Source organism: Shewanella avicenniae (assembly GCF_017354945.1).
Classification (GTDB): domain Bacteria; phylum Pseudomonadota; class Gammaproteobacteria; order Enterobacterales; family Shewanellaceae; genus Shewanella; species Shewanella avicenniae.
Genome location: NZ_CP071503.1, coordinates 3,495,099 through 3,514,801 on the forward strand (window position 1 = coordinate 3,495,099; position 19,703 = coordinate 3,514,801).

The 19,703-nt window shown below is 48.2% G+C and carries 16 protein-coding genes; 9 read left to right on the forward strand and 7 right to left on the reverse strand.

What is annotated here, in order from left to right:
- The first annotated feature begins 144 nt into the window (after nucleotides 1-144).
- The 7 genes from rsmE (at nucleotide 145) to JYB87_RS15475 (ending at nucleotide 7,571) form a co-directional block, all read left to right on the forward strand.
- Nucleotides 145-876, forward strand: coding sequence for a 16S rRNA (uracil(1498)-N(3))-methyltransferase (gene rsmE, locus JYB87_RS15445; RefSeq protein WP_207354340.1), 732 nt, complete (start codon nucleotides 145-147; stop codon nucleotides 874-876).
- A 24-nt stretch (nucleotides 877-900) separates the two neighbouring features.
- Nucleotides 901-1,860, forward strand: a complete 960-nt coding sequence (gshB, locus tag JYB87_RS15450; RefSeq protein WP_207354341.1) for a glutathione synthase — start codon at nucleotides 901-903, stop codon at nucleotides 1,858-1,860.
- A gap of 2 nt (nucleotides 1,861-1,862) precedes the next feature.
- On the forward strand, nucleotides 1,863-3,182 hold the full coding sequence (locus JYB87_RS15455; RefSeq protein WP_207354342.1) for an alkaline phosphatase: 1,320 nt from the start codon (nucleotides 1,863-1,865) through the stop codon (nucleotides 3,180-3,182).
- Nucleotides 3,183-3,264: 82 nt separating this feature from the next.
- On the forward strand, nucleotides 3,265-4,290 hold the full coding sequence (locus JYB87_RS15460) for a methyltransferase (RefSeq protein ID WP_207354343.1): 1,026 nt from the start codon (nucleotides 3,265-3,267) through the stop codon (nucleotides 4,288-4,290).
- A gap of 144 nt (nucleotides 4,291-4,434) precedes the next feature.
- Complete coding sequence (locus JYB87_RS15465) at nucleotides 4,435-6,105, forward strand: DUF342 domain-containing protein (RefSeq protein WP_207354344.1); 1,671 nt, start codon at nucleotides 4,435-4,437, stop codon at nucleotides 6,103-6,105.
- Nucleotides 6,089-6,424 (forward strand): DUF4144 family protein, encoded by a 336-nt coding sequence (locus JYB87_RS15470; protein ID WP_207354345.1) that lies wholly within the window; start codon nucleotides 6,089-6,091, stop codon nucleotides 6,422-6,424. The genes JYB87_RS15465 and JYB87_RS15470 overlap by 17 nt, the downstream gene beginning before the upstream one ends.
- A 115-nt stretch (nucleotides 6,425-6,539) precedes the next feature.
- Nucleotides 6,540-7,571: a metalloprotease gene (locus JYB87_RS15475; RefSeq protein ID WP_407695851.1), complete on the forward strand. Its 1,032-nt coding sequence runs from the start codon at nucleotides 6,540-6,542 to the stop codon at nucleotides 7,569-7,571.
- Between the two features lie 49 nt (nucleotides 7,572-7,620).
- On the opposite strand, the gene JYB87_RS15480 is transcribed toward JYB87_RS15475, so the two are convergent.
- The 5 genes from JYB87_RS15480 to JYB87_RS15500 all read right to left on the reverse strand — a co-directional run bounded on the left by JYB87_RS15480 (nucleotide 7,621) and on the right by JYB87_RS15500 (nucleotide 12,304).
- Entirely contained in the window at nucleotides 7,621-8,466 is an 846-nt protein-coding gene (locus JYB87_RS15480) for a pirin family protein (RefSeq protein WP_207354347.1), read from the reverse strand.
- A 102-nt stretch (nucleotides 8,467-8,568) separates the two neighbouring features.
- A complete protein-coding gene (locus tag JYB87_RS15485; protein WP_207354348.1) occupies nucleotides 8,569-9,558 on the reverse strand; it encodes an SMP-30/gluconolactonase/LRE family protein in 990 nt (329 codons plus the stop codon).
- A 330-nt stretch (nucleotides 9,559-9,888) separates the two neighbouring features.
- Complete coding sequence (locus tag JYB87_RS15490; RefSeq protein WP_228730022.1) at nucleotides 9,889-10,581, reverse strand: sulfite exporter TauE/SafE family protein; 693 nt, start codon at nucleotides 10,579-10,581, stop codon at nucleotides 9,889-9,891.
- Nucleotides 10,582-10,756: 175 nt separating this feature from the next.
- The gene (locus JYB87_RS15495; protein WP_207354350.1) at nucleotides 10,757-11,536 is read right to left on the reverse strand and encodes an SDR family NAD(P)-dependent oxidoreductase; all 780 of its coding nucleotides are present in this window, start codon (nucleotides 11,534-11,536) and stop codon (nucleotides 10,757-10,759) included.
- A gap of 48 nt (nucleotides 11,537-11,584) precedes the next feature.
- Nucleotides 11,585-12,304, reverse strand: coding sequence for a FadR/GntR family transcriptional regulator (locus JYB87_RS15500; protein WP_207354351.1), 720 nt, complete (start codon nucleotides 12,302-12,304; stop codon nucleotides 11,585-11,587).
- 334 nt (nucleotides 12,305-12,638) lie between these two features.
- On the opposite strand from JYB87_RS15500, the gene JYB87_RS15505 reads away from it, so the two are divergent.
- Both JYB87_RS15505 and JYB87_RS15510 read left to right on the forward strand, forming a co-directional pair.
- The gene (locus JYB87_RS15505) at nucleotides 12,639-14,288 is read left to right on the forward strand and encodes a sodium:solute symporter (RefSeq protein WP_207354352.1); all 1,650 of its coding nucleotides are present in this window, start codon (nucleotides 12,639-12,641) and stop codon (nucleotides 14,286-14,288) included.
- 242 nt (nucleotides 14,289-14,530) lie between these two features.
- Nucleotides 14,531-15,547, forward strand: coding sequence for an arabinan endo-1,5-alpha-L-arabinosidase (locus JYB87_RS15510; RefSeq protein ID WP_207354353.1), 1,017 nt, complete (start codon nucleotides 14,531-14,533; stop codon nucleotides 15,545-15,547).
- Between the two features lie 82 nt (nucleotides 15,548-15,629).
- Here JYB87_RS15510 and JYB87_RS15515 read toward each other — a convergent pair whose 3' ends face one another.
- Both JYB87_RS15515 and JYB87_RS15520 read right to left on the reverse strand, forming a co-directional pair.
- Nucleotides 15,630-18,032, reverse strand: coding sequence for a glycoside hydrolase family 127 protein (locus JYB87_RS15515; RefSeq protein WP_207354354.1), 2,403 nt, complete (start codon nucleotides 18,030-18,032; stop codon nucleotides 15,630-15,632).
- Between the two features lie 106 nt (nucleotides 18,033-18,138).
- Complete coding sequence (locus JYB87_RS15520; protein ID WP_207354355.1) at nucleotides 18,139-19,542, reverse strand: MFS transporter; 1,404 nt, start codon at nucleotides 19,540-19,542, stop codon at nucleotides 18,139-18,141.
- Nucleotides 19,543-19,703: the final 161 nt, after the last annotated feature.

Consider the following 19,703-nt stretch of genomic DNA (forward strand, 5'->3'; position numbering starts at 1 on the left):
CTGAGAACGGCTGATAATTGAAAAGGGTTACAACCAAGCCCAATAACTGGGTAAAATATGCCAACTTTGGCAAGTAGGCGCGACAGTTAGCGCAGCCGATAACTTGTATCACTTACCAATTCGCCGTGTTTTTCAGGATAGAGCATGAGAGTTCCCCGTATTTACCAAGGTGCCGCGCTAGGGGCCAAAACTGAAGTCACCCTAGATGCAGACGCAAGTGCCCATATCGGCCGAGTGCTGCGGATGACAGAAGGTCAAGCCATCAGTTTATTTAACGGTGATGGTAATGATTACCCTGCCACCATAGTTGCAGCAGGCAAAAAGGCGATCACTGTTGTGGTAGAACAGTGTGTCGTTAACCCGTCAGAGTCTCCATTGAATCTGCATCTTGGCCAAGTGATTTCGCGGGGTGACCGAATGGATTTCACCATACAAAAATCGGTCGAGTTAGGCGTTAATACCATAACACCATTGTTTTCAGAACGTTGCGGCGTCAAACTGGACGGCGAACGATTGGAAAAGAAAATTCAGCAGTGGCAAAAGATAGTGATCAGCGCTTGTGAACAATCGGGTCGTAGCGCGGTGCCTGAAGTGCGCCCGGCGATGAATCTTATCGATTGGTGTCAAGAAGCCACCAGCGCTATCAAGCTCAATCTGCATCCGCGTGCGCAGCATGGCATCAGCGGCTTGAATCTTGCCACAGCGCGAGTACGCTTGCTGATTGGGCCAGAAGGTGGCCTCTCTGATGAAGAGATTGCCATGACCGAGCAACAAGGGTTTACCGACGTATTACTCGGCCCTCGCGTACTCAGAACAGAAACAGCCGCATTAACCGCCATCTCCGTGTTGCAATCTCGATTCGGTGATTTGGGCTAAGTCATTCGCAGTAAGGAAATTAAAATGATTAAACTGGGTATCGTGATGGACCCCATTGCGGGCATCAACATCAAGAAAGACACAAGCTTTGCTATGTTGTTGGCAGCGCAAAGCCGTGGTTATGAGCTGTTCTACATGGAAATGGCCGATCTGGCTATGGTGGAAGGTGAAGCCCGCGCCAACATGCGCAAGTTGACCGTGCGCCAAGACGCGAATGATTGGTTCAGCTTAGAAGAAGCACAAGAGCTGCCGCTGAGCGATCTTGACGTCATACTTATGCGTAAAGACCCACCGTTCGACACCGAATTTATCTACGCAACTTACATGCTTGAGCGCGCAGAAGAAGCTGGCACCTTGATTGTTAACAAGCCACAAAGCCTGCGTGACGCCAATGAAAAACTGTTCACCGCTTGGTTTAACGAATTCACACCAATTACCGTGGTGACTCGTGATGCCAAACGCCTGCGTGCCTTCCACCAAGCGCACGGCGACGTGATCCTCAAACCGTTAGACGGGATGGGTGGCGCATCGATTTTCCGCCTGAAACAAGACGATGCCAACGTTGGCGTCATTATCGAAACGCTGACCAATCACGGTCAACGTTACGCAATGGCGCAAAAATATATTCCTGAAATCGTCGATGGCGACAAACGCATTTTAGTGGTTGATGGCGAACCTATGCCGTACTGCTTAGCCCGTATTCCACAAAAAGGTGAAACCCGTGGCAACTTAGCAGCGGGCGGCAGCGGTCGCGCTCAACCGTTATCAGAAAGCGATTGGAAGATTGCCAATGCCATTGGTCCAGAGCTGAAAAAGCGGGGACTGATCTTTGTTGGACTCGATGTCATCGGTGACAAACTGACCGAAATTAACGTTACCAGCCCAACATGCGTGCGCGAAATTGAAGCCGCCTTCGAAGTGGATATTACCGGTAAATTAATGGATGCCATTGAGCGCCGTCTCAGCGAAAAGACTAAAGGATAAACATGAAACTGACGCGAGTTTGTTTATTAGCGATTGCTTGTTGCTTACCTTTTGCAGCAAGCAGCAATGACGCACCACTTAATCCGACTGCGGCACCTGCTCGCCCTAAGAATGTCGTGATTATGATTGGTGATGGAATGGGCGCGGCTTACACCAGCGCCTATCGCTTTTACAAAGACAATCCTGAAACTGAAGAGATTGAACAGACGGTATTTGATCGTTTGTTAGTGGGGATGGCCTCCACCTACCCTGCAAGCGTCAGTGGTTATGTTACCGACTCGGCAGCCGCAGCGACGGCGTTATCGACCGGGTTCAAAAGTTATAACGGCGCCATCAGCGTCGATGTCAATAAACGTCCACTGCCCACCCTGTTAGAGCGTGCTAAAAAGCTCGGCTTGAGCACAGGTGTTGCCGTGACTTGCCAAGTCAACCACGCCACCCCAGCGGCATTTTTAAGCCATGACGAAAGCCGTCGTAACTATGATGCGATTGCAGCCAGCTATATCAATACCGATGCTGATTTGATTCTTGGTGGTGGCCAAAAGTATTTCCCTGAGCCTCTGCGGCAGCAATTTATTGCTAAAGGCTACCAAGTACTCACCGACTTTACCGAGCTGGCGGGGTTAACTCAGCCCAAAGCGCTGGGCTTATTCGCCGATGTGCAGTTGCCTTGGTCAATGGATGAGCCGGAAGCCCATAAACTCAGCAACATGACCAGCAAGGCGTTAGCGCTTTTGTCGCAGAACACTCAAGGCTTTGTACTGCTCGTCGAAGGTAGCCAAATCGATTGGGCCGGTCACGACAACGATGTAGCAGCAGCCATGGGCGAAATGGATGAATTTGCGCATAGCATTGAAATTGTTGAGCAATTCGTTCGTAGCCATCCTGATACCTTATTGGTGGTGACGGCTGATCACAACACTGGCGGGTTCTCAATTGGTGCAAATGACAAATATGAATGGCATCCAGAAGTCCTGCGTCAGCTGAAATCGAGTCCAGACGAAATGGCCGCAAGCGCAATTGCCGTTGAGCAATGGCGCGAACCACTAGCGACCAGCTTAGGCTTTGCGATTGATGATGAACTGTTTAGCAAGTTGGAACGCGCCAGAATGCAAGGCAAGAAAGCGCTGGCGACGGCAATCAAGCATGAGATTGACCTGCGCACCAATACCGGTTGGACAACTGGCGGCCATACAGGGGTTGATGTACAGGTATTCGCCGCGGGGCCTGGCTCTGAGCTGTTTATTGGCAGTCAAGATAACACCGACATTGCCAATAAAATTATTAGCTTGCTACCAAAGCCGAAAAAAGACGTTAAGTAACACCAAGGGCTCTATTGAGCCCTTTTTCATTTAACGACGCCTCGGCTTATAATAGGGACAAAATTTATTTGAGATCACAGCCTTGCTGACCGCGCCTTCTGAATTACTGATTCGCAACCAACACCTATTTCAAGACAAACAGCTGTTACTGCTCAACCATGAGGCTGATCGCTGCGCCGAGCAGTTAGCGTCGGGTTGCCGTTCAGTCACTGCATTAGCGCTGGATTTTAATCATCATCAACAGCTGCGCGGCATTCCCGCTAACGTGACCGCCGAATTTGGCCATCAGTTGCAAGACGTCAATGCCAAATTCGACACTGTGGTGATCTATTACCCTAAAGCAAAACCGCTGCTCCAATATCTGCTGACCTTAGCCGCGTTCCATCTGCGACCAGAGGGTGAGCTCATTGTTGTTGGCGAAAACAAAGGTGGCATACGCTCGTTCAACAAATTGCAGTCGTCCTTTTTCAGTCAACCACTGAAGTTAGATAACGCGCGCCACTGCTTACTGTTTAGTGCCATCTGCCATGCTCAACCAAAAAGTCTCGACATCAATGCGTTTGTAAGCCGTTACACACTTACCCTAGGTGACAGTCAAGTCACTATCTGTAATATGGTGGGCGTATTTAGCGAGAAGCAACTTGATCAAGGCACTGAGTTACTGCTGCAACACCTCACCCCGCTGTCGGGGCGGGTGTTAGATTTTGGTTGTGGTGCTGGAGTAATTGCCGTCGCACTGCTGCAACATCAACCTGAGCTGGCATTGGAATGTGTGGATATTAACGCAATGGCTTTGCTGTCTTGCACACTCACCTTGGCGGCCAATGGCATGAACGCAAAAGTGTATCCATCAGATGGCTTAGCACAAACCAACGGCCAATTTAACGCGATTATTTCTAACCCGCCGTTCCATGATGGCTTAATGAGTACCACAGATATTGCAACCCGCTTCGTGCAAGACAGTCGCCAACAATTGGCGCGCAATGGCGTGTGGCAGATTGTGGCAAATCGCCACTTACCTTATGGCGATGCCATTGAAAATGCGTTTGGTAATGTAAATGTTGTGGCGGAGAACAATCGCTACAAAGTTTATCAAAATAAGATATAAAACAGTGGCTAACTGTGAAATGTAGCGCAAAAATCAGTAGATAGTTACTTCTTTGTTACAAAAAAATGCGCAACATCAAGCACTGTTGATATAATTCAACGGTAAAGTAGGAGCGGTGATAATAATTTAAGCTTGGATAATAATATGCTCACACCAGATCTACTCCATTTCAGTAGCGATAACCTATTCGCCGAGTTGACACTGGTGCCCACTACCCATGGGCCGGTCTCAGAGAAAGAGATCCTACAACTGTTGACCCTTCCAGAGTTCAACACTCTTTTCCCAATCGATTTCAGCATCAAAAAAGCCGTCAAAGATATTAATGCGTTGGCGGCTCAAGATGAAGGTAAAACGAAACAATCTTTTAAAATTGCCGAGCGCCGCGATGCCCAGATCATCCTAGAAACCAGCAATGACAAAATGCAAGCGACCATGACGATTGTCGCGGCGTGGGGGGGACGTACCGTTCAACTGCCTGACGTCTTGCATCATCTCAAAAAAGAAGGCATTAGCATGGGGCTATCACGCCTCAAAATTGAAGCCATGCTAAAAAAGGTACAAGTGCTCAAGCCCGGCGAAAGTGTTAGCAGCGTCATCGCACATGGCAAGGCTGCGGTGAATGGTACTCATGCCAAAATTGAACGCAAAGTGCCACTGGCGCGGGAACGTTTGCTGCATCCACAAGAGCGTGAAGATGGTACCGTCGATATGCGCAATCTCGGTTCGGTAGTGATGGTCGCACCGAATGATCTGTTGATGGTCAAAATCCCCGCAACTGAAGGCAGCAAAGGTTACACCGTACTTGGTGAAGTGCTGCCCGCCACCGCTGGTAAAGACCTACCATTAATGGCTGGCGATGGTACACATCTCGATCCCGCCGACCCAAACAAATTGATCGCTACAGTCGCAGGCCAACCGGTCGAAACCGGCAGTGGTATGCAAGTCGATGACGTACTGCAGATCAAAAACGTGGATGTGGGTTACGGTAACGTCGAATTTAAGGGCAGTATTCTTATCAGCGGTGACGTGTGTGAGGGCATGCAGGTTCGCAGCTCAGGTGATATCACGGTCATGGGCTTTGTTGAGTCAGCGGTATTGGAAGCGGAAGGTGATATTACCGTAAGCAAGGGCGTGTTAGGTCGCCAGCTTGGTGGTAACGAACTCTCCACCAAACTGATTGCTCAGGGTCAAATTTCTGCCCAATTTGTGCAGTATTCAGATCTTAAAAGTCACAGCAATATTCTGGTCACCAAACAGTTACTGCACAGTAAAAGTGATGCTCAAGGCACGATTACGGTCAGCGATACCAGCGGCCGCAGAGGTGACTTGATCGGTGGTACGGCTTATGCCGAAAAAGGGATCTGTGCCGTCACCATAGGTGCAACTGCCGACACAAAAACCGATGTCTATTGCGCTATGAAGCTCGACGAGCTGAAACAACATCTGAAAGAGCTTGATGAAGGTGGACGTAATCTCACGGTTGCCAAGCTTGATACCGAAGCAAGATTGCGCCGGCTGCCACCCAAAGAGGAGTGGCAAAACGATTCTGTGATGGTCGACCAAGTCAAAATGATGCTGGCCGAAAAGCATCGAATTGAGGAAGAACTCAATCGCGAGCTCACTGAGAAAGACTTGCTCGCAAAAGAGGTCGAAGGCTATTACGACTTCTATTTTATTGAAGCTAAAAAGCACATCTATTCCAACGTGGAAATCCATATTGGCTCCGCCACCCAACGTACCCAACGAGAACATGGCCCTTGCCAAGTGCACAACCTTCACGGCGAACTCAATTTCGATTATGGCAATAAAAAATAATCCTCAATTTCAATGGCCTGCTTTGCATCTAACCCAGCAGGCCGACGAACTACTAGTGCTCGAAAGTGAAGCGGATCTCACCGCTTATTTTGGTGAGGAGCTACAGCTATTACTCAGCTATGACCGCATTATTGATAGTCTGCAGCAGCAATTTATTTGGTTAAATAATCAATGGCAGCAGCTTGAAGACAGTGTGGACTTGCAATGGTTGCAGCAGCGAGTGCAATACCATTTTGCCGCGGCGAACGTTTGCTGCATCAGTAAATTCACCCTCAGCAACGTCGAAGACGTTATCGATTTAGTAAAATCCATCGCCTAGACTTCACCCGTTACCGCTGAACAGGCATAATCGCCGCATTCAAGATTTAATGAGAATGTAAGTGGAACTACTTAATATTGAATGCCTTGGTAAGTCACTGCGACTAGAAGGCTCAATGGCTGGCTGGCAGCAACTGTTTTGGGATGAACAGTTAGTCTCTCAAAAACAACAAAGTAGCGCCGACGGTCTACGGGTGCATATTTTTCATCTACACCGTCCCGGCGTAGAAAAACCGCTGGAAGTGCGGCTTGAAACCGACGTGCGCTGGCAGCCCTTTGTATTGGACTATCGGCTGGTGATTGATGATGAAGTGGTCGTCAGTGGTCAACGCACGACTCAAGATATTGAGCGACAAACACCACCACCAAACGTCCCGGTAACTAAGCTGAAACCACTCGGCTTACTGGCACTTGGCTTAAAGCTGTTTAAAAGTGCCAAGGTCATCAAAGTGGTGTTGGCGGGCGCCAGTGTCGCAGCCTATAGCTGGTTGTTTTCGTTTCAATTTGCGCTTGGGCTGATCCTCTGTTTGGTGATCCACGAATATGGCCATATCCGCGCAATGAAGCGTTTTGGCTTAAAAACCAAAGGAATTTATCTGATTCCGTTCATGGGCGGGCTTGCGGTGAGTGATGACAAGATCAATACCCGTTGGCAAAACGTGGTGATTTCCATCATGGGTCCCACCTATGGCATGTGGCTGTCAGTGATAGCGTTAATCGCCTACCAATTCACCGGGATTGAGCTACTTGCGGGGCTCGCAGTATTTAACGCGCTACTCAACATTTTTAATTTGTTGCCCATTTTACCGCTCGACGGCGGCCATATTCTGAAGAGTATTGGTTATTCGCAAAATCACTACACAGGGCTTATCGTGTGCGTTGCAGGTGCGGTGTTAGGTGTGTATTTAAGCTATATGCTTGGGCTTACCCTGCTCGGTGTATTGCTGGCTGTGGGTAGCTTAGAAATCATAATGGAGTGGAAATATCGCCATCAAAGCCACTTGCTGCCCATGGATCGCTACGGGCAGATAGTGTCTGCGCTGTGGTATCTGTTCACCGTATGTAGCCTCGCGGCTATCATCTGGTACTTAGCCAGCACCAGTGATAACCCGATTATGCAGATCCCGCTGCATATTTTACGCGGCTAACACGCCCTGCTCGATGAAAAGGTCAGTTCGGTGACCATTGTGCTCAATGCTAGACAATGTCACCGAATTTACCGCTCTGATAATCACGCACCGCCTGCATAATTTCCGCCTGAGTGTTCATCACAAACGGTCCCATCTGCACCACTGCTTCTCCAATCGGATTACCCGCCAACAGCAACATACCCGCGCCCTGCTCACCCGCAACAATCTGCACCTGAGTTTGGCTGTCGAGCACTAACAACTGGCCAGCTGTCACTGCACCGCCAGAAGGCGACTGCAGGCTTCCGTCATAAAGATAGACAGCGCTAAATCCATAGCGGCTAAAATCGATGCTGATTGAGCTATTGGCGCTCAGCGAAAGATCCGCCAAGGCACTGTCAGCCGCAAGTTGGGTTAACGGCCCTTGCGCCTGCTGCTGATTTGCGTCCCACGCTCCGGCTAACAAATACAGCTGGCTACCATCCCCTTCAATCACCGAATGCTGCAACTCACCACTGTCTTGATACTGCGGCGGGCGCATCTTGTCTTTTGCCGGCATATTGATCCAGATCTGAAAGCCGTGTAGGCCATCTTTGGCATCAGCAAGCGGCATCTCGGAATGCACGACGCCGCGACCAGTGCTCATCCATTGCACTTTGCCAGCACGAATCGCTTTCACGTGGCCCATCTGATCGCGATGTTCAAAGCCACCTTTGCGAATATAGGTGAAGGTTTCCATGCCGCGGTGCGGATGCGGTGGAAAACCGCCGACATAGTCTTTCTCATCGTCAGAGCGGATTTCGTCCAACATCAGATAAGGATCAAGCGCTAAGCGATGAAAATCAGCAACACGGCGAATATTCACGCCGTCACCATCTTGGGTCGGTTGTGCTCGAAGAAGTTGTAAAATACGCATGAGAATCTTCCACTAGAGAGAATAACTAGTATCAGATTAAAACCAAAAAAATGGCAAGAAAAGCGCGAATAACCGCAGGAGTTTTTCGATTCTATAGAATGATTAACAGTTGAATGGGGTAGCTGGCAGACCTTTCACGCCAACATTGAGTTCAAACAAGCAGCCCGCCTGAGGATACTTGAGTCGCTGTTGCAGGCTAAGTCCTTGATACGCTGTGGTTACGAACAGTTTGTCGAGATTTGGGCCACCGAAACAAACGTTAGTCACTTGCGGTACTGGGAGTTCAACATGACGATCGATTGTGCCATCCGCGAGAAAACGAACAATGCCATGACCGCCCCATTGTGCGACCCACAGACCGCCATCAGCGTCCATCACCATCCCATCAGGACAGCCCATCGCATCGTCAAACTGCGCAAACACCTCTTTGGTGATTGGCATTCCGTGCGAATCGAGCTTGAACTGATAAACGGTACGTTCAAGCGTCGAGTTATGATACATGGTGCTACCATCAGCAGTAATCACCGGGCCATTACTGACCACATAGCCATCATCTACCACCTGCGGGCGCTGCGACATACTCGCCATACGGTACAGTTTACCCGTAGGTTGCAACTCGCGGTCGTCCATAGTACCGAACCATAAGCAACCTGATGGATCGACTGAGGCATCATTCAATCGATTTGAGATCGGCTCTGGTGGTTTAGCGATCGCTACGCGATCACCGCTACTAAATTCAACCTGATAAATACCACTAGCAAAGCCCGCAACCATGTCACCCTTGGCACTATGAACAACCCAGCAAACGGATTCATCAAAGGTGCGGTATTGGTGTACTTGTGTTTGCGGATCAAACTGGTGGATGCGGTAACGACGAATGTCGACCCAATAGAGGCAGTTATCGAAGGTGTTCCAGTGAAGTCCTTCACCCAGTTGGCAAGGGAAACCCCAATTTCTTAAACCTTGAAATTGGTCTCGATGATAATGCGATAAAAAAGCGGTTCTCCGGGAAACCCCGGAGAACCTGAACGCCTGTTCGCCCCCCATAGGCACAGACTGAATTTCGCTATCAAAAAGGTTATTGGTTTTCACTAATACGACACTGAATATATTTTTTCACTTTAATCGGTGAAATAAATTTATGTCTTAGTAATTAAATTACATTACGACTTTTTTTAAGCTTTGGCAGTTTATTCTAATTGATAATTAGAACCGCTATCGCTCCCCAAATAGTGAGTTAATGATGCCTGTTATTAATGGCAAATAAAATCTTTTTTACCGCAGCAACTATAGACTTTGGTCTATATAAAACTGATACCTTTAATATAAACTTAATTAACTAATTGATTTGAAAAGTATTCAGATGATTTATTAGATAATCTTCGAATAAAATAATGGGATCTATTTCACACTGAGTTGTAACTATGAGAAGAAAGAGGCAATCCCAGAGATTAGCGAGGCAAGTAGTGTAAGCTTTCTGACGATGTCGTTATTGATATAGTTTTGCATAAACTCAGACATCAACCAGCCCAGTAAAATCGCCGGGATACATTGAATAAACAGCACCACATCTGAATAACCTGCTGAGCCAGCATACCACAACACTATCAAACCAAATATATTGATATATAAAAAGAAAACACTCAAATTTGCTTTAATTTTGTGATGTTCTGCCGACTGATACAGCAGCCCCATTGGCGCGCCGCCTGCCGAGGTGGTGGTTCCCATAAAACCAGACAAGGTACTGGCCATCAGGTTAGTGAACAGATTAATTACCGGCTTATGCCCAACAAATGAGGCAATAACACCGAGAATAATGGTTGAACCGAGTAAAAATTTATAATGATAAGGTTCGATATACAGCATTACCAAGCCTGCAATCCCCACACCTAAAGTGCCGCCAATCACAGAAACTGAGGTTTGTTTGACATCGATCGCGCGAATATTTCTTACCGACAACAATAAGGTAAGAAATAAAGCATTAAGGATCATTGGGGCAGGCACTAATTGCGGATAAATTAAAAAGAGTACGGGAGCACAAAGTAAGCCAAGGCCGAAACCAATGACACTTTGTAAACAGGCGCCCACCATCAGCACCAGATACACCCATACCATATCAGTCAATCTGAATTACCTATTATTATGTATTTTTATTTAGATAGTACCGAGTATCTTGACGCCCCAAACGAAGATACTCGGCCGATATATTAAACGTATTATAATATAATTAGTTGCAGACGCAAAACGCGAACGTTAATAAAGAGTAATAATTGAGACTTAGCGCCAGTTGTTATATCCAACCGCCATCAACAATCAATGTTTGCGCGGTGAGCATGGCACTTTCATCAGAGGCTAAAAACAGCGTGGCATTCGCAATATCATCCGGCCCAAGACGCTCTTTAATGCATTGATTATCTTGGATCTCTTGGAGCATATCGGGAGTTAGCCAATGAGAAAGTTGTCGCTCAGTGATCACCCATCCTGGGATCAGGGTGTTCACCCGGATATGGTTTTTTCCAAACTGCTTGGCCAGCGTGCGAGTCAAGCCCTCCAACCCTGCTTTAGCCGTAGTGTAAGCAGGCATACAGGCTTGTTTGATGTGCCAACTGATCGAGCCCAGATTGATAATACTGCCGCCGCCTAGACGTTGCATTTGTGGCGCAACAGCTTGAGCGGTGAAGAAACACGGTCGCAAGTTGATCGCCATACGATCATCCCAATACGCCACAGAAACATCTTCAACTTCATGACGGGTATCATCAGCGGCATTGTTGATTAATACCGAGATATCGCCCTGTTGCTGTTGCACCTGCTCAATCGCCTGTTGCAACGCGGGCACGTCACGGATATCACAATGAATGAAGGTAGGATCCCAATCAAATTTACCACGCAGGCGCTGGCAAAGTGCATGACTTTCATCATCGGCGATATCAACAAAACTGACTTTGGCGCCCTGTTCACAGAAACGCTCCACCATCACCGCACCAATACCTGCACCGCCACCCGTGATAAACACACTTTTGTCCTTGAGACAAGGATAGCGAGTTCGACTCTTAGATTGCATACTCATTCTTAAAACGACCTGTAAGGCAATGACGTGATTCTAGCGTTAAAGCAATTAAGCCTCTAGTTTAGCAGCGATCTCTTTTTCAATAACCGCCATCGCTTCTTCAATCAACGCTGTCATCTGTTTACGCGCCAACTCAGGTTGTCGAGCGGCAATCGCGTCATAAATTACTGCATGGTCTTCAGCCACACTCACATCACTGCCTTTCGCTGGCGTAGTATGTTGAATACTCACACCTAATGCAGTGTTGATAAAATCGCGCAGATGGAAGAAAAAGCGGTTGCCACTGGCTTGCAGAATACTGGTATGAAACGCCAAATCGGATTCATGCAGCGTTTGATTTGGGGTTCTTGCCGCTTTGCGCATGTCATCAAGTGCCGCCGCAATATTGGCGATATCCTCATCTTTACCATATTGTGCGGCCAGCGCAGCAGCTTGAGGTTCAATGGCTAAACGTACTTGTAAGAACTCTTTTAACACTTGTAGCGACGGCCCACTCTCTAACATCCAATTGAGCACGTTAGTATCGTACAAGTTCCAATTTCCGGCTGACTCAACGCGGATCCCCTGTCTTGGGCGCGACGAGATTAACCCTTTTGCAGCTAACATCTTTACGGCTTCACGAATGGCGGTACGACTGATGCCATACATATCACACAACTGAGCTTCAGTAGGTAAGCCAGTGTTTATGTTGTATTTTCCAGCAACAATCGCCTTACCCAACTCGTTAGTCACTCGCTGTGACAAATTTAAATTTTCTAGCCTTGCCATGGGATGTCCTTAAACGGAGTGAGGTCAATCATAGTACAATAGTTTTTTTCCACAACAAGTCAATCAGTTAGCGCTATCTTCGGCGCTGTTTCACAGATTATTTGCGGAGAAAGTGAACTTTGTGAAACACCTCTGCAATCTACAGATCTACATTTTTTAATTCAGGTTACTATGATGCCATAGCGAGTAACAAAATAATCTAAGATAAGCCGCGGAAAACCTTAATTAACTTTATTTTATATTATAATATGCTCTAAGCTCTCATAGCAGGATTCTGTAATGTTGATGGGGATCACCATTACAGCCACTACAAGCACAAACGGAATACGACACTATGGTTGAACTAAGTACCTTAGACTGGCTGGTACTCGGCGGCTTTTTTATATTGCTGGTGGGTGTAGTCGTTATGTCTTTACGACAAAAAGAAGAAGATACTGCTGACTACTTTCTTGCTGGCCGCAATGCCAGTTGGTTAGTTATCGGCGCCTCAATTTTCGCGTCAAATATTGGCTCGGAGCACCTTGTAGGCCTATCTGGCTCAGGGGCTGAAACCGGGATGGCAATGGCGCACTGGGAATTACAGTCGTGGATTATTCTGCTGCTCGGTTGGATATTCGTACCTTTTTATTGGAGTTCGAAAGTCTACACCATGCCGGAATTTCTCGAACGCCGCTTTAACTCCAAGTGTCGCACCTTCCTCTCGGTCATTTCACTGGTGAGCTATGTACTGACCAAAGTGGCAGTGACTGTGTATGCCGGTGGGGTCGCATTTAAGACGATTCTCGGCATTGAGTCGATCTGGGGCATCGATTTCTTCTGGATCTCGGCCATCGGGTTGGTGGTGATCACCGGTATCTATACCGTGCTCGGCGGTATGAAAGCGATTATGTGGACCTCGGTACTGCAAACACCAGTGCTGATTATTGGCTCTTTGGTGATCTTAGTGGTTGGCTTAGAAACCCTAGGTGGCGGTAACGGCATGATGGCCGGTTGGGACGTGGTTGAACGCGTGAATGGCGATAACATGCACCTGATGCGCTCTGCTGCAGATCCGAACTTCCCATGGCCAGGCATCATTTTTGGCTCATTTATTATCGGCTTCTGGTACTTCTGTACTGACCAATACATAGTACAACGGGTGTTGTCTGCTAAAGGCATTAAAGAAGCACGTCGCGGTACTATGTTTGCCGGTTATCTGAAACTGCTGCCGGTGTTTATTTTCTTGGTGCCAGGCATGATCGCCGTAGCACTGAAGCAAACCGGCGTTATCAGTTACGATAGTTCTGACCAAGCGTTCCCAACCTTAGTTGCACAACTTCTGCCCGCGGGCGTAAAAGGGATTGTGATCGGGGGCTTGGTCGCAGCATTGATGAGCTCTTTGGCGTCACTGTTCAACTCATCTGCCACACTGTTTACCATCGACTTCTACAAAAAGTATCGTCCAGATTGCAGCGAGAAAAAACTGCTGCAAGTTGGCCGTATCGCTACCGTAGTGGTGGTGGTACTGGGTATCGTTTGGATCCCTGTGATGAACGCCATCGCCGATGTGCTGTATGAATATCTGCAAAGTGTACAATCATTGATTGCGCCGGGCATTGCTGCGGTATTTGTGATGGGGCTGCTTAGCCGTAAGATCACCCCTAGTGCCGGCTTTGTTGGCATGGTGGTTGGCTTCGTACTCGGTATGGTGCGTTTGGTGCTGCTGCCGTTCAAAGACAGCGTTGCTGGTACCTCACTGGCTTGGGTGGTTGAAATGAACTGGCTCTACTACTGCGTGATGCTGTTTATCATCGTCTGCGCGGTTATCGTGGTCACCAGTATGTTTACCAAAGCAGCGACGGAAGAGCAGATCCAAGGTTTGACCTTTGGCACCTTAGGCAAAGGCACCATGAAAGAAGTGCTCGATGGACTAGATAAGTGGGATTACATCCATACCATTGGTATTTTGGGTATCACCGCTGTTATCTACTGGCGCTTCTGGTAAGCCAACAAGTAGATTCATCACAAGGCCGTCATTACGACGGCCTTGTTGTTTTGGGCTTCATTGAGGTTTAAGGCGCCAGCTTTACGCTCTACCCTATTCTTCCGCGGAGTTACCCAACTCAAGCGGCTGCGTCAGATCGCGGAATTCAGTTTAAATATTATTATTGTATTACTTATGTGCTACCATCCGACCCTGGGGGATTTTAGGTTTCGGATGAACAATTCTTTGATAGGAAACGATTCATGAAGGCAATAGCAAAACTTGCCGCAGCAACCTTGATGGCGTTGGGCGTCAGCCATGCTGCAAATGCAATACAAGTAGAAGTTCATGACCCGGTAATGGCCAAAGATGGCGATACCTATTATGTGTTTAGCACAGGTCCTGGCATTACCTATTACCAATCAAAAGACATGAAACACTGGGAAAAAGTGGGGCGTGTTTTCAAAGATGAACCAAGCTGGGCGCGTCGTGTGGCACCGGGCTTTGACGGCCACTTGTGGGCACCAGACGTATACCACAAAGATGGTAAATTCTATCTCTATTACTCGGTGTCCTCATTTGGTAAAAACACCTCTGGAATTGGCGTCACCGTGAATAAGACGCTTGATCCAAAGTCACCAGACTATGAATGGGTTGACCAAGGTATCGTACTGCAATCAGTACCAAACCGTGACAACTGGAACGCCATCGATCCTGCTATCGTAGAAGATGATAACGGTACGCCTTGGATGAGTTTTGGCTCGTTCTGGGATGGCTTGAAGATCGTAAAACTCGATCCCAACATGACCCGTCTAGCTGAACCACAAGAATGGCACACGATTGCCAAACGCCCACGCAATTCAAACCTGCCCGATACCGAAGCCGGTAACGGTGCTATTGAAGCGCCCTATATCTTCAAGAAAAACGGCTACTACTACCTATTTGTGTCGTTTGACCTTTGCTGCCGTAAGATGGACAGCACCTATCACATCATGGTGGGGCGCAGTAAAAACGTTGAAGGGCCTTACTTAGATAAGAACGGCCACGACATGAACCAAGGCGGCGGCTCATTAGTATTGAAAGGCGACAAAGATTGGGTCGCTCTTGGGCACAACGCCGCATATACCTTTGATGGCAAAGATTATCTGGTGTTCCACGCCTATGAAACCGCTGACGATGCGCTGCAAAAACTGCGGATATTGGAAATGAAGTGGGAAAACGACTGGCCAGTTGTAAACCCAGCCGATCTCAATAAAAACACCACAGTGTTAAAGAAGTAAGCGGTAGCAACTGCTGAACACTCTGACATGAAAAAGCCCTGCACTGCAGGGCTTTTGGTATTTGCGCAAACCTTATTCAACACTATTTCGCGGTTGCCTTTAATAGCCGAATACCGTAGATACCGCCAGCAATCGAGCCCGGTTTCGCCACAAACTTGAGGCGATAACCTTGCTTGCTCGCCAGCTTAGCTGGGATTGGATAATCCACTTGATACATCTCGTCGCCATGCCCCGGTTTCATCTCCACCGTTTGCAGCAACTTGCCGTTAAGCAAAATATCAAAGCGACGATTCACATCACCACCAAAGTAGGTGATACGCAGGGTTTTGGCTTCGCCTTGTCTATCCGTCAGATCGTACGCAAACCAGTCGCTACTGTCGCGCCAGTGAATGCCTTTGTTGACCCCAGCACGACTGCCCTCGCCGGCAAAATTATGCTCAGCTTCAGGTTGTTGTTCACCGGGATTGATCTTATCCAGCGTTTGCTGCGCTAACAGCTCAGCAGCAGCTTCTTTCGCCTTTGCCTGCGCCATAAACTCAGGGTACTCAGCCACTGACATCTGCGGCAGATACACTTCGTAGCGCGACTCATGAATACGGAAGAACGGCACCAGATCAATCTGCTTGGGTTGATCCTTTTCACGCACGCCCTGCTCGGCCGAAAATGCCAACTTATCACCCGGTAAACGCTTCAAGCCTTGCAAGAATGCTTGCGGTTCGCCCACCATAATAGGTAGCGCTTCTGGCGGGCAAGTTGGCCCCGCCGCAATGTGCCCCATACGGCTGCCATTGGCGATAAAATCGAGCTTCTCATCAGCAAATGGCGCGACATTCGATGCCAGCACCACTGGGCCATAAAGCACTGAGTAGTAGCTGCTGCCGTCTGGCAGTTGCTCTAAAGTCGGTTGCACCCCAAAGGAGAACGCGAGCTTGTCACCTGCATGCCAATTGCGTTCAACGGTCAAGTAACCCGACCGACGTTGCTCAGCCTTAATCGGTTTGCCATTCAACGTCAGTTGCGGCGCAACGCCATTCATCCACGCCGGCACGCGAATACTGATCGCCTGCTTGTCCTTACCTAACGCTTTATCCACGGTCAGTGTCATCGCGTTTTGATCGGGAAAATGGGTGCTCTGGGTAACTTGTAATCCCTGTTCTGGCCAGTTCAAGGTTGAGCCAATAAACATGTTCACCAACAGCTCATTGTGCTCGTGGGCGTAAATCATCTCACCATATTTACTGTGGTTCTCAATCCCCGAACCAACACAACACCACATCGACTTATCGACATTGGAATACATGCGATAATGCCCTGGGCGCATTGCGGTAAAGTACACCAAACCGCCGTTATCAGGGTTTTGTGACGACAAAATATGGTTAAAGGTGGCGCGTTCATAAAAGTCGAGATAACGACTATCGCCACTTTCTTGGTAAAGCATTTTGCTCAGTTTGAGCATATTGTAGGTGTTACAGGTTTCTGGCCCTTCCACATCTTCCATCATGCTGGTGAAATCTTTGGAATCGTGGAAGTGCTCGCGCACGCTGTTGCCACCTATCGATACGGAACGATGTTTCGTCACCGTTTCCCAGAAAAACTCTGCCGCATCATGCCAATCCGACTTTTGTTCCTCTTCGCTCACACGCAGATAACCGATCACTTTGGGGATTTGGGTATTGGCGTGCAGGCCGTTGAGCTTATCTTCATGCTTAACCAATGGGTCAAGAATGATCTTTTGCGAGAACTGCTCGGCCAGCTTGAGATAATCTTTATCGCCGGTGATATCGTACATGTCGGCGAATACTTCGTTCATGCCGCCATGTTCTGAGATCAGCATGGTTTGGATCTGCTCATCACTGAGATTCGCCACCAGCGCTTTGGCCCATTTGCCTAAATCCACCAGCATCACTTTGGCCAGTTCGTTGTGCCCCAGCAGATAGGCATCGCGAATACCAGCAAAGGTTTTGTGAATGTTGTACCAAGGTACCCAATGGTCATTCAAACTGAATAAATCGGCTTTAATTTTGCCCGCTTGAATATCGGCCCACATCTGCATGCCGCCGGGGATCCCGCCAACATAACCATTAGCGTTTTTCAGCTGCGCGCGGCGCAATTCGCTAATCATGTAATCTAAGCGATGCTTCATTTCAGCATCGCCCGTCGCTTCATAAGCCAAGCTCAGCGCAGACAGATAATGGCCGCCGATATGGCCATCTAAGCCGGTATTTTCCCAGTTGCCGTAAGATTCTGCTTTGGTGGCTAAGCCTGCTTCCCGTAAAAATGGGGCTAACAACTTATCAGGTTGCAGCTGCTCGATGTAACGGATATTGGTTTGCTGCGCGTGCGCAAACGGACTGCCCGCGGTGAGACGCACTTGCTCTAACGAGAATAGCTCCATCGCATCGACATTAGCACTGGTTGCCAAGGCAACGGCTAACGCTACTGGAGACACAAACCGCCCGAAACGGGCGGCTGGTGAGCAAATCATGCGTGTCCGGGAATGCCAAACAGCGGCATCCCGGCCTCAACTGACTGAATGAGTGTTACAACACGTAACTGTGCTGCGTGTGATAGCAACTCATTAAACATCATAGTTATTTTGCCTCAGTAACTAAGTTAGGTTGTGCTGGTGCAACCTCGTCTTGAGTCTCATTTGACTCTTCAAAATGCACATCCAAGTGGGTCAACAATTCACGATAGGCTTCGTCAGTGATGTGATACTTCATCATCAATGCACCGTTAATGAAGTGGAATACCCCAGGGATCACGGTCAGCATCAGCGACAAACCAAGCAAAGACGTGGCAGATTGCGCTTGGTCAGCCACATAGCCGAATTGAGTCAACAACCAGCCGACAACCGCACCGGCAACACCCATACCCGCTTTTTGGAAGAATGAGATACCACCAAATGCTAAGCCTGCTACGCGTTCACCGGTTTTCACTTCACCGTAGTCCACCGCTTCCACAATGGCAGACCAGAAGACTGGCGCATGCAGATCCACGACAAATGACAGCAGGAAGTACAATACAAACGCGGTCACCACATCATCAGGGCCGCCGACCATAAAGAACATCAGCGCACTGATCACACCAACGGCCATTTGGCTGTAGCGGAACAGTTTCAGTTTACAGTAGCGTTTGGTGATCCAAGTAGAGGCGACCATTGCCAGAATCGCGGCGATAACCCCAGTGCCTAAGAACATGCCTTTATCGGTGTTCAGGTAATATTGTGCGTAGTAGATCGCGATAGAGTTACGGATTACGTAGCCCACAGTTCCCAACAAACACACGCCACAAAGGATCATCATCTGGTCGTTTCGGAACAGATGCTTCATTTGGCTGGTAATCGGTTTAGGGTCAACATGGTGTTCTAAACGTTCTTTGGTCGAGAAGAAGCAGAACATCAGCAGCGCGATTCCCAACAGCGCCATAATGCCCATCGCCACTTTGTAGCCTAGCGCTTTGTCACCGTCCCAAATTGGCGAGTCCGCCAGTTTTGGTACCACAATAGAGACCAAGAACGCCGCAATTTTTGCGAAGAATAAGCGATAACCGTTGGCAGACAAACGTTCTTTAGGATCGTCGGTCAACACCCCAATTAATGAGATGTACGGAATGGTCACCCCGGTAAACATCAAGGTTACCAGCGTGTAAGTTGCGTAGGCGTACGCCAGTTTCAGGTTGTAATCAAAGTCCGGCGTACTGAACGTCAAGAAGATTGAAATACCAAAAGGAACTGAGAGGAACAGCAGATAAGGACGATACCGTCCCCAGCGCGTAGTGACTTTATCAGTCACCATGCCCATTAACGGGTCAGCGATACCATCTAAAATACGTACAATCAAAAACATTAAACCCATGTCGGTGGGTTTAAGACCAAAAATATCGGTATAAAAGAAAGAGATAATCAGGAAAAATGACGATATCACGACGTTAACCGCCATGTCACCGGCACCAAAACCGACTTTCTCAAACGTTGACAACTTGAACGAACTCATGATTTCTCTTCCATTCCAATTATGTCCAAGGGCAGGCGACTATGGAGCAACCCCATCAGTGTTACTGCCACTCCCCGGCATTCATCTACTGCTACTGAAATCTAGCAGAAACAGAGAAGCGATAGAATAGTTAAATACTATTATCATACCAATGATATGAC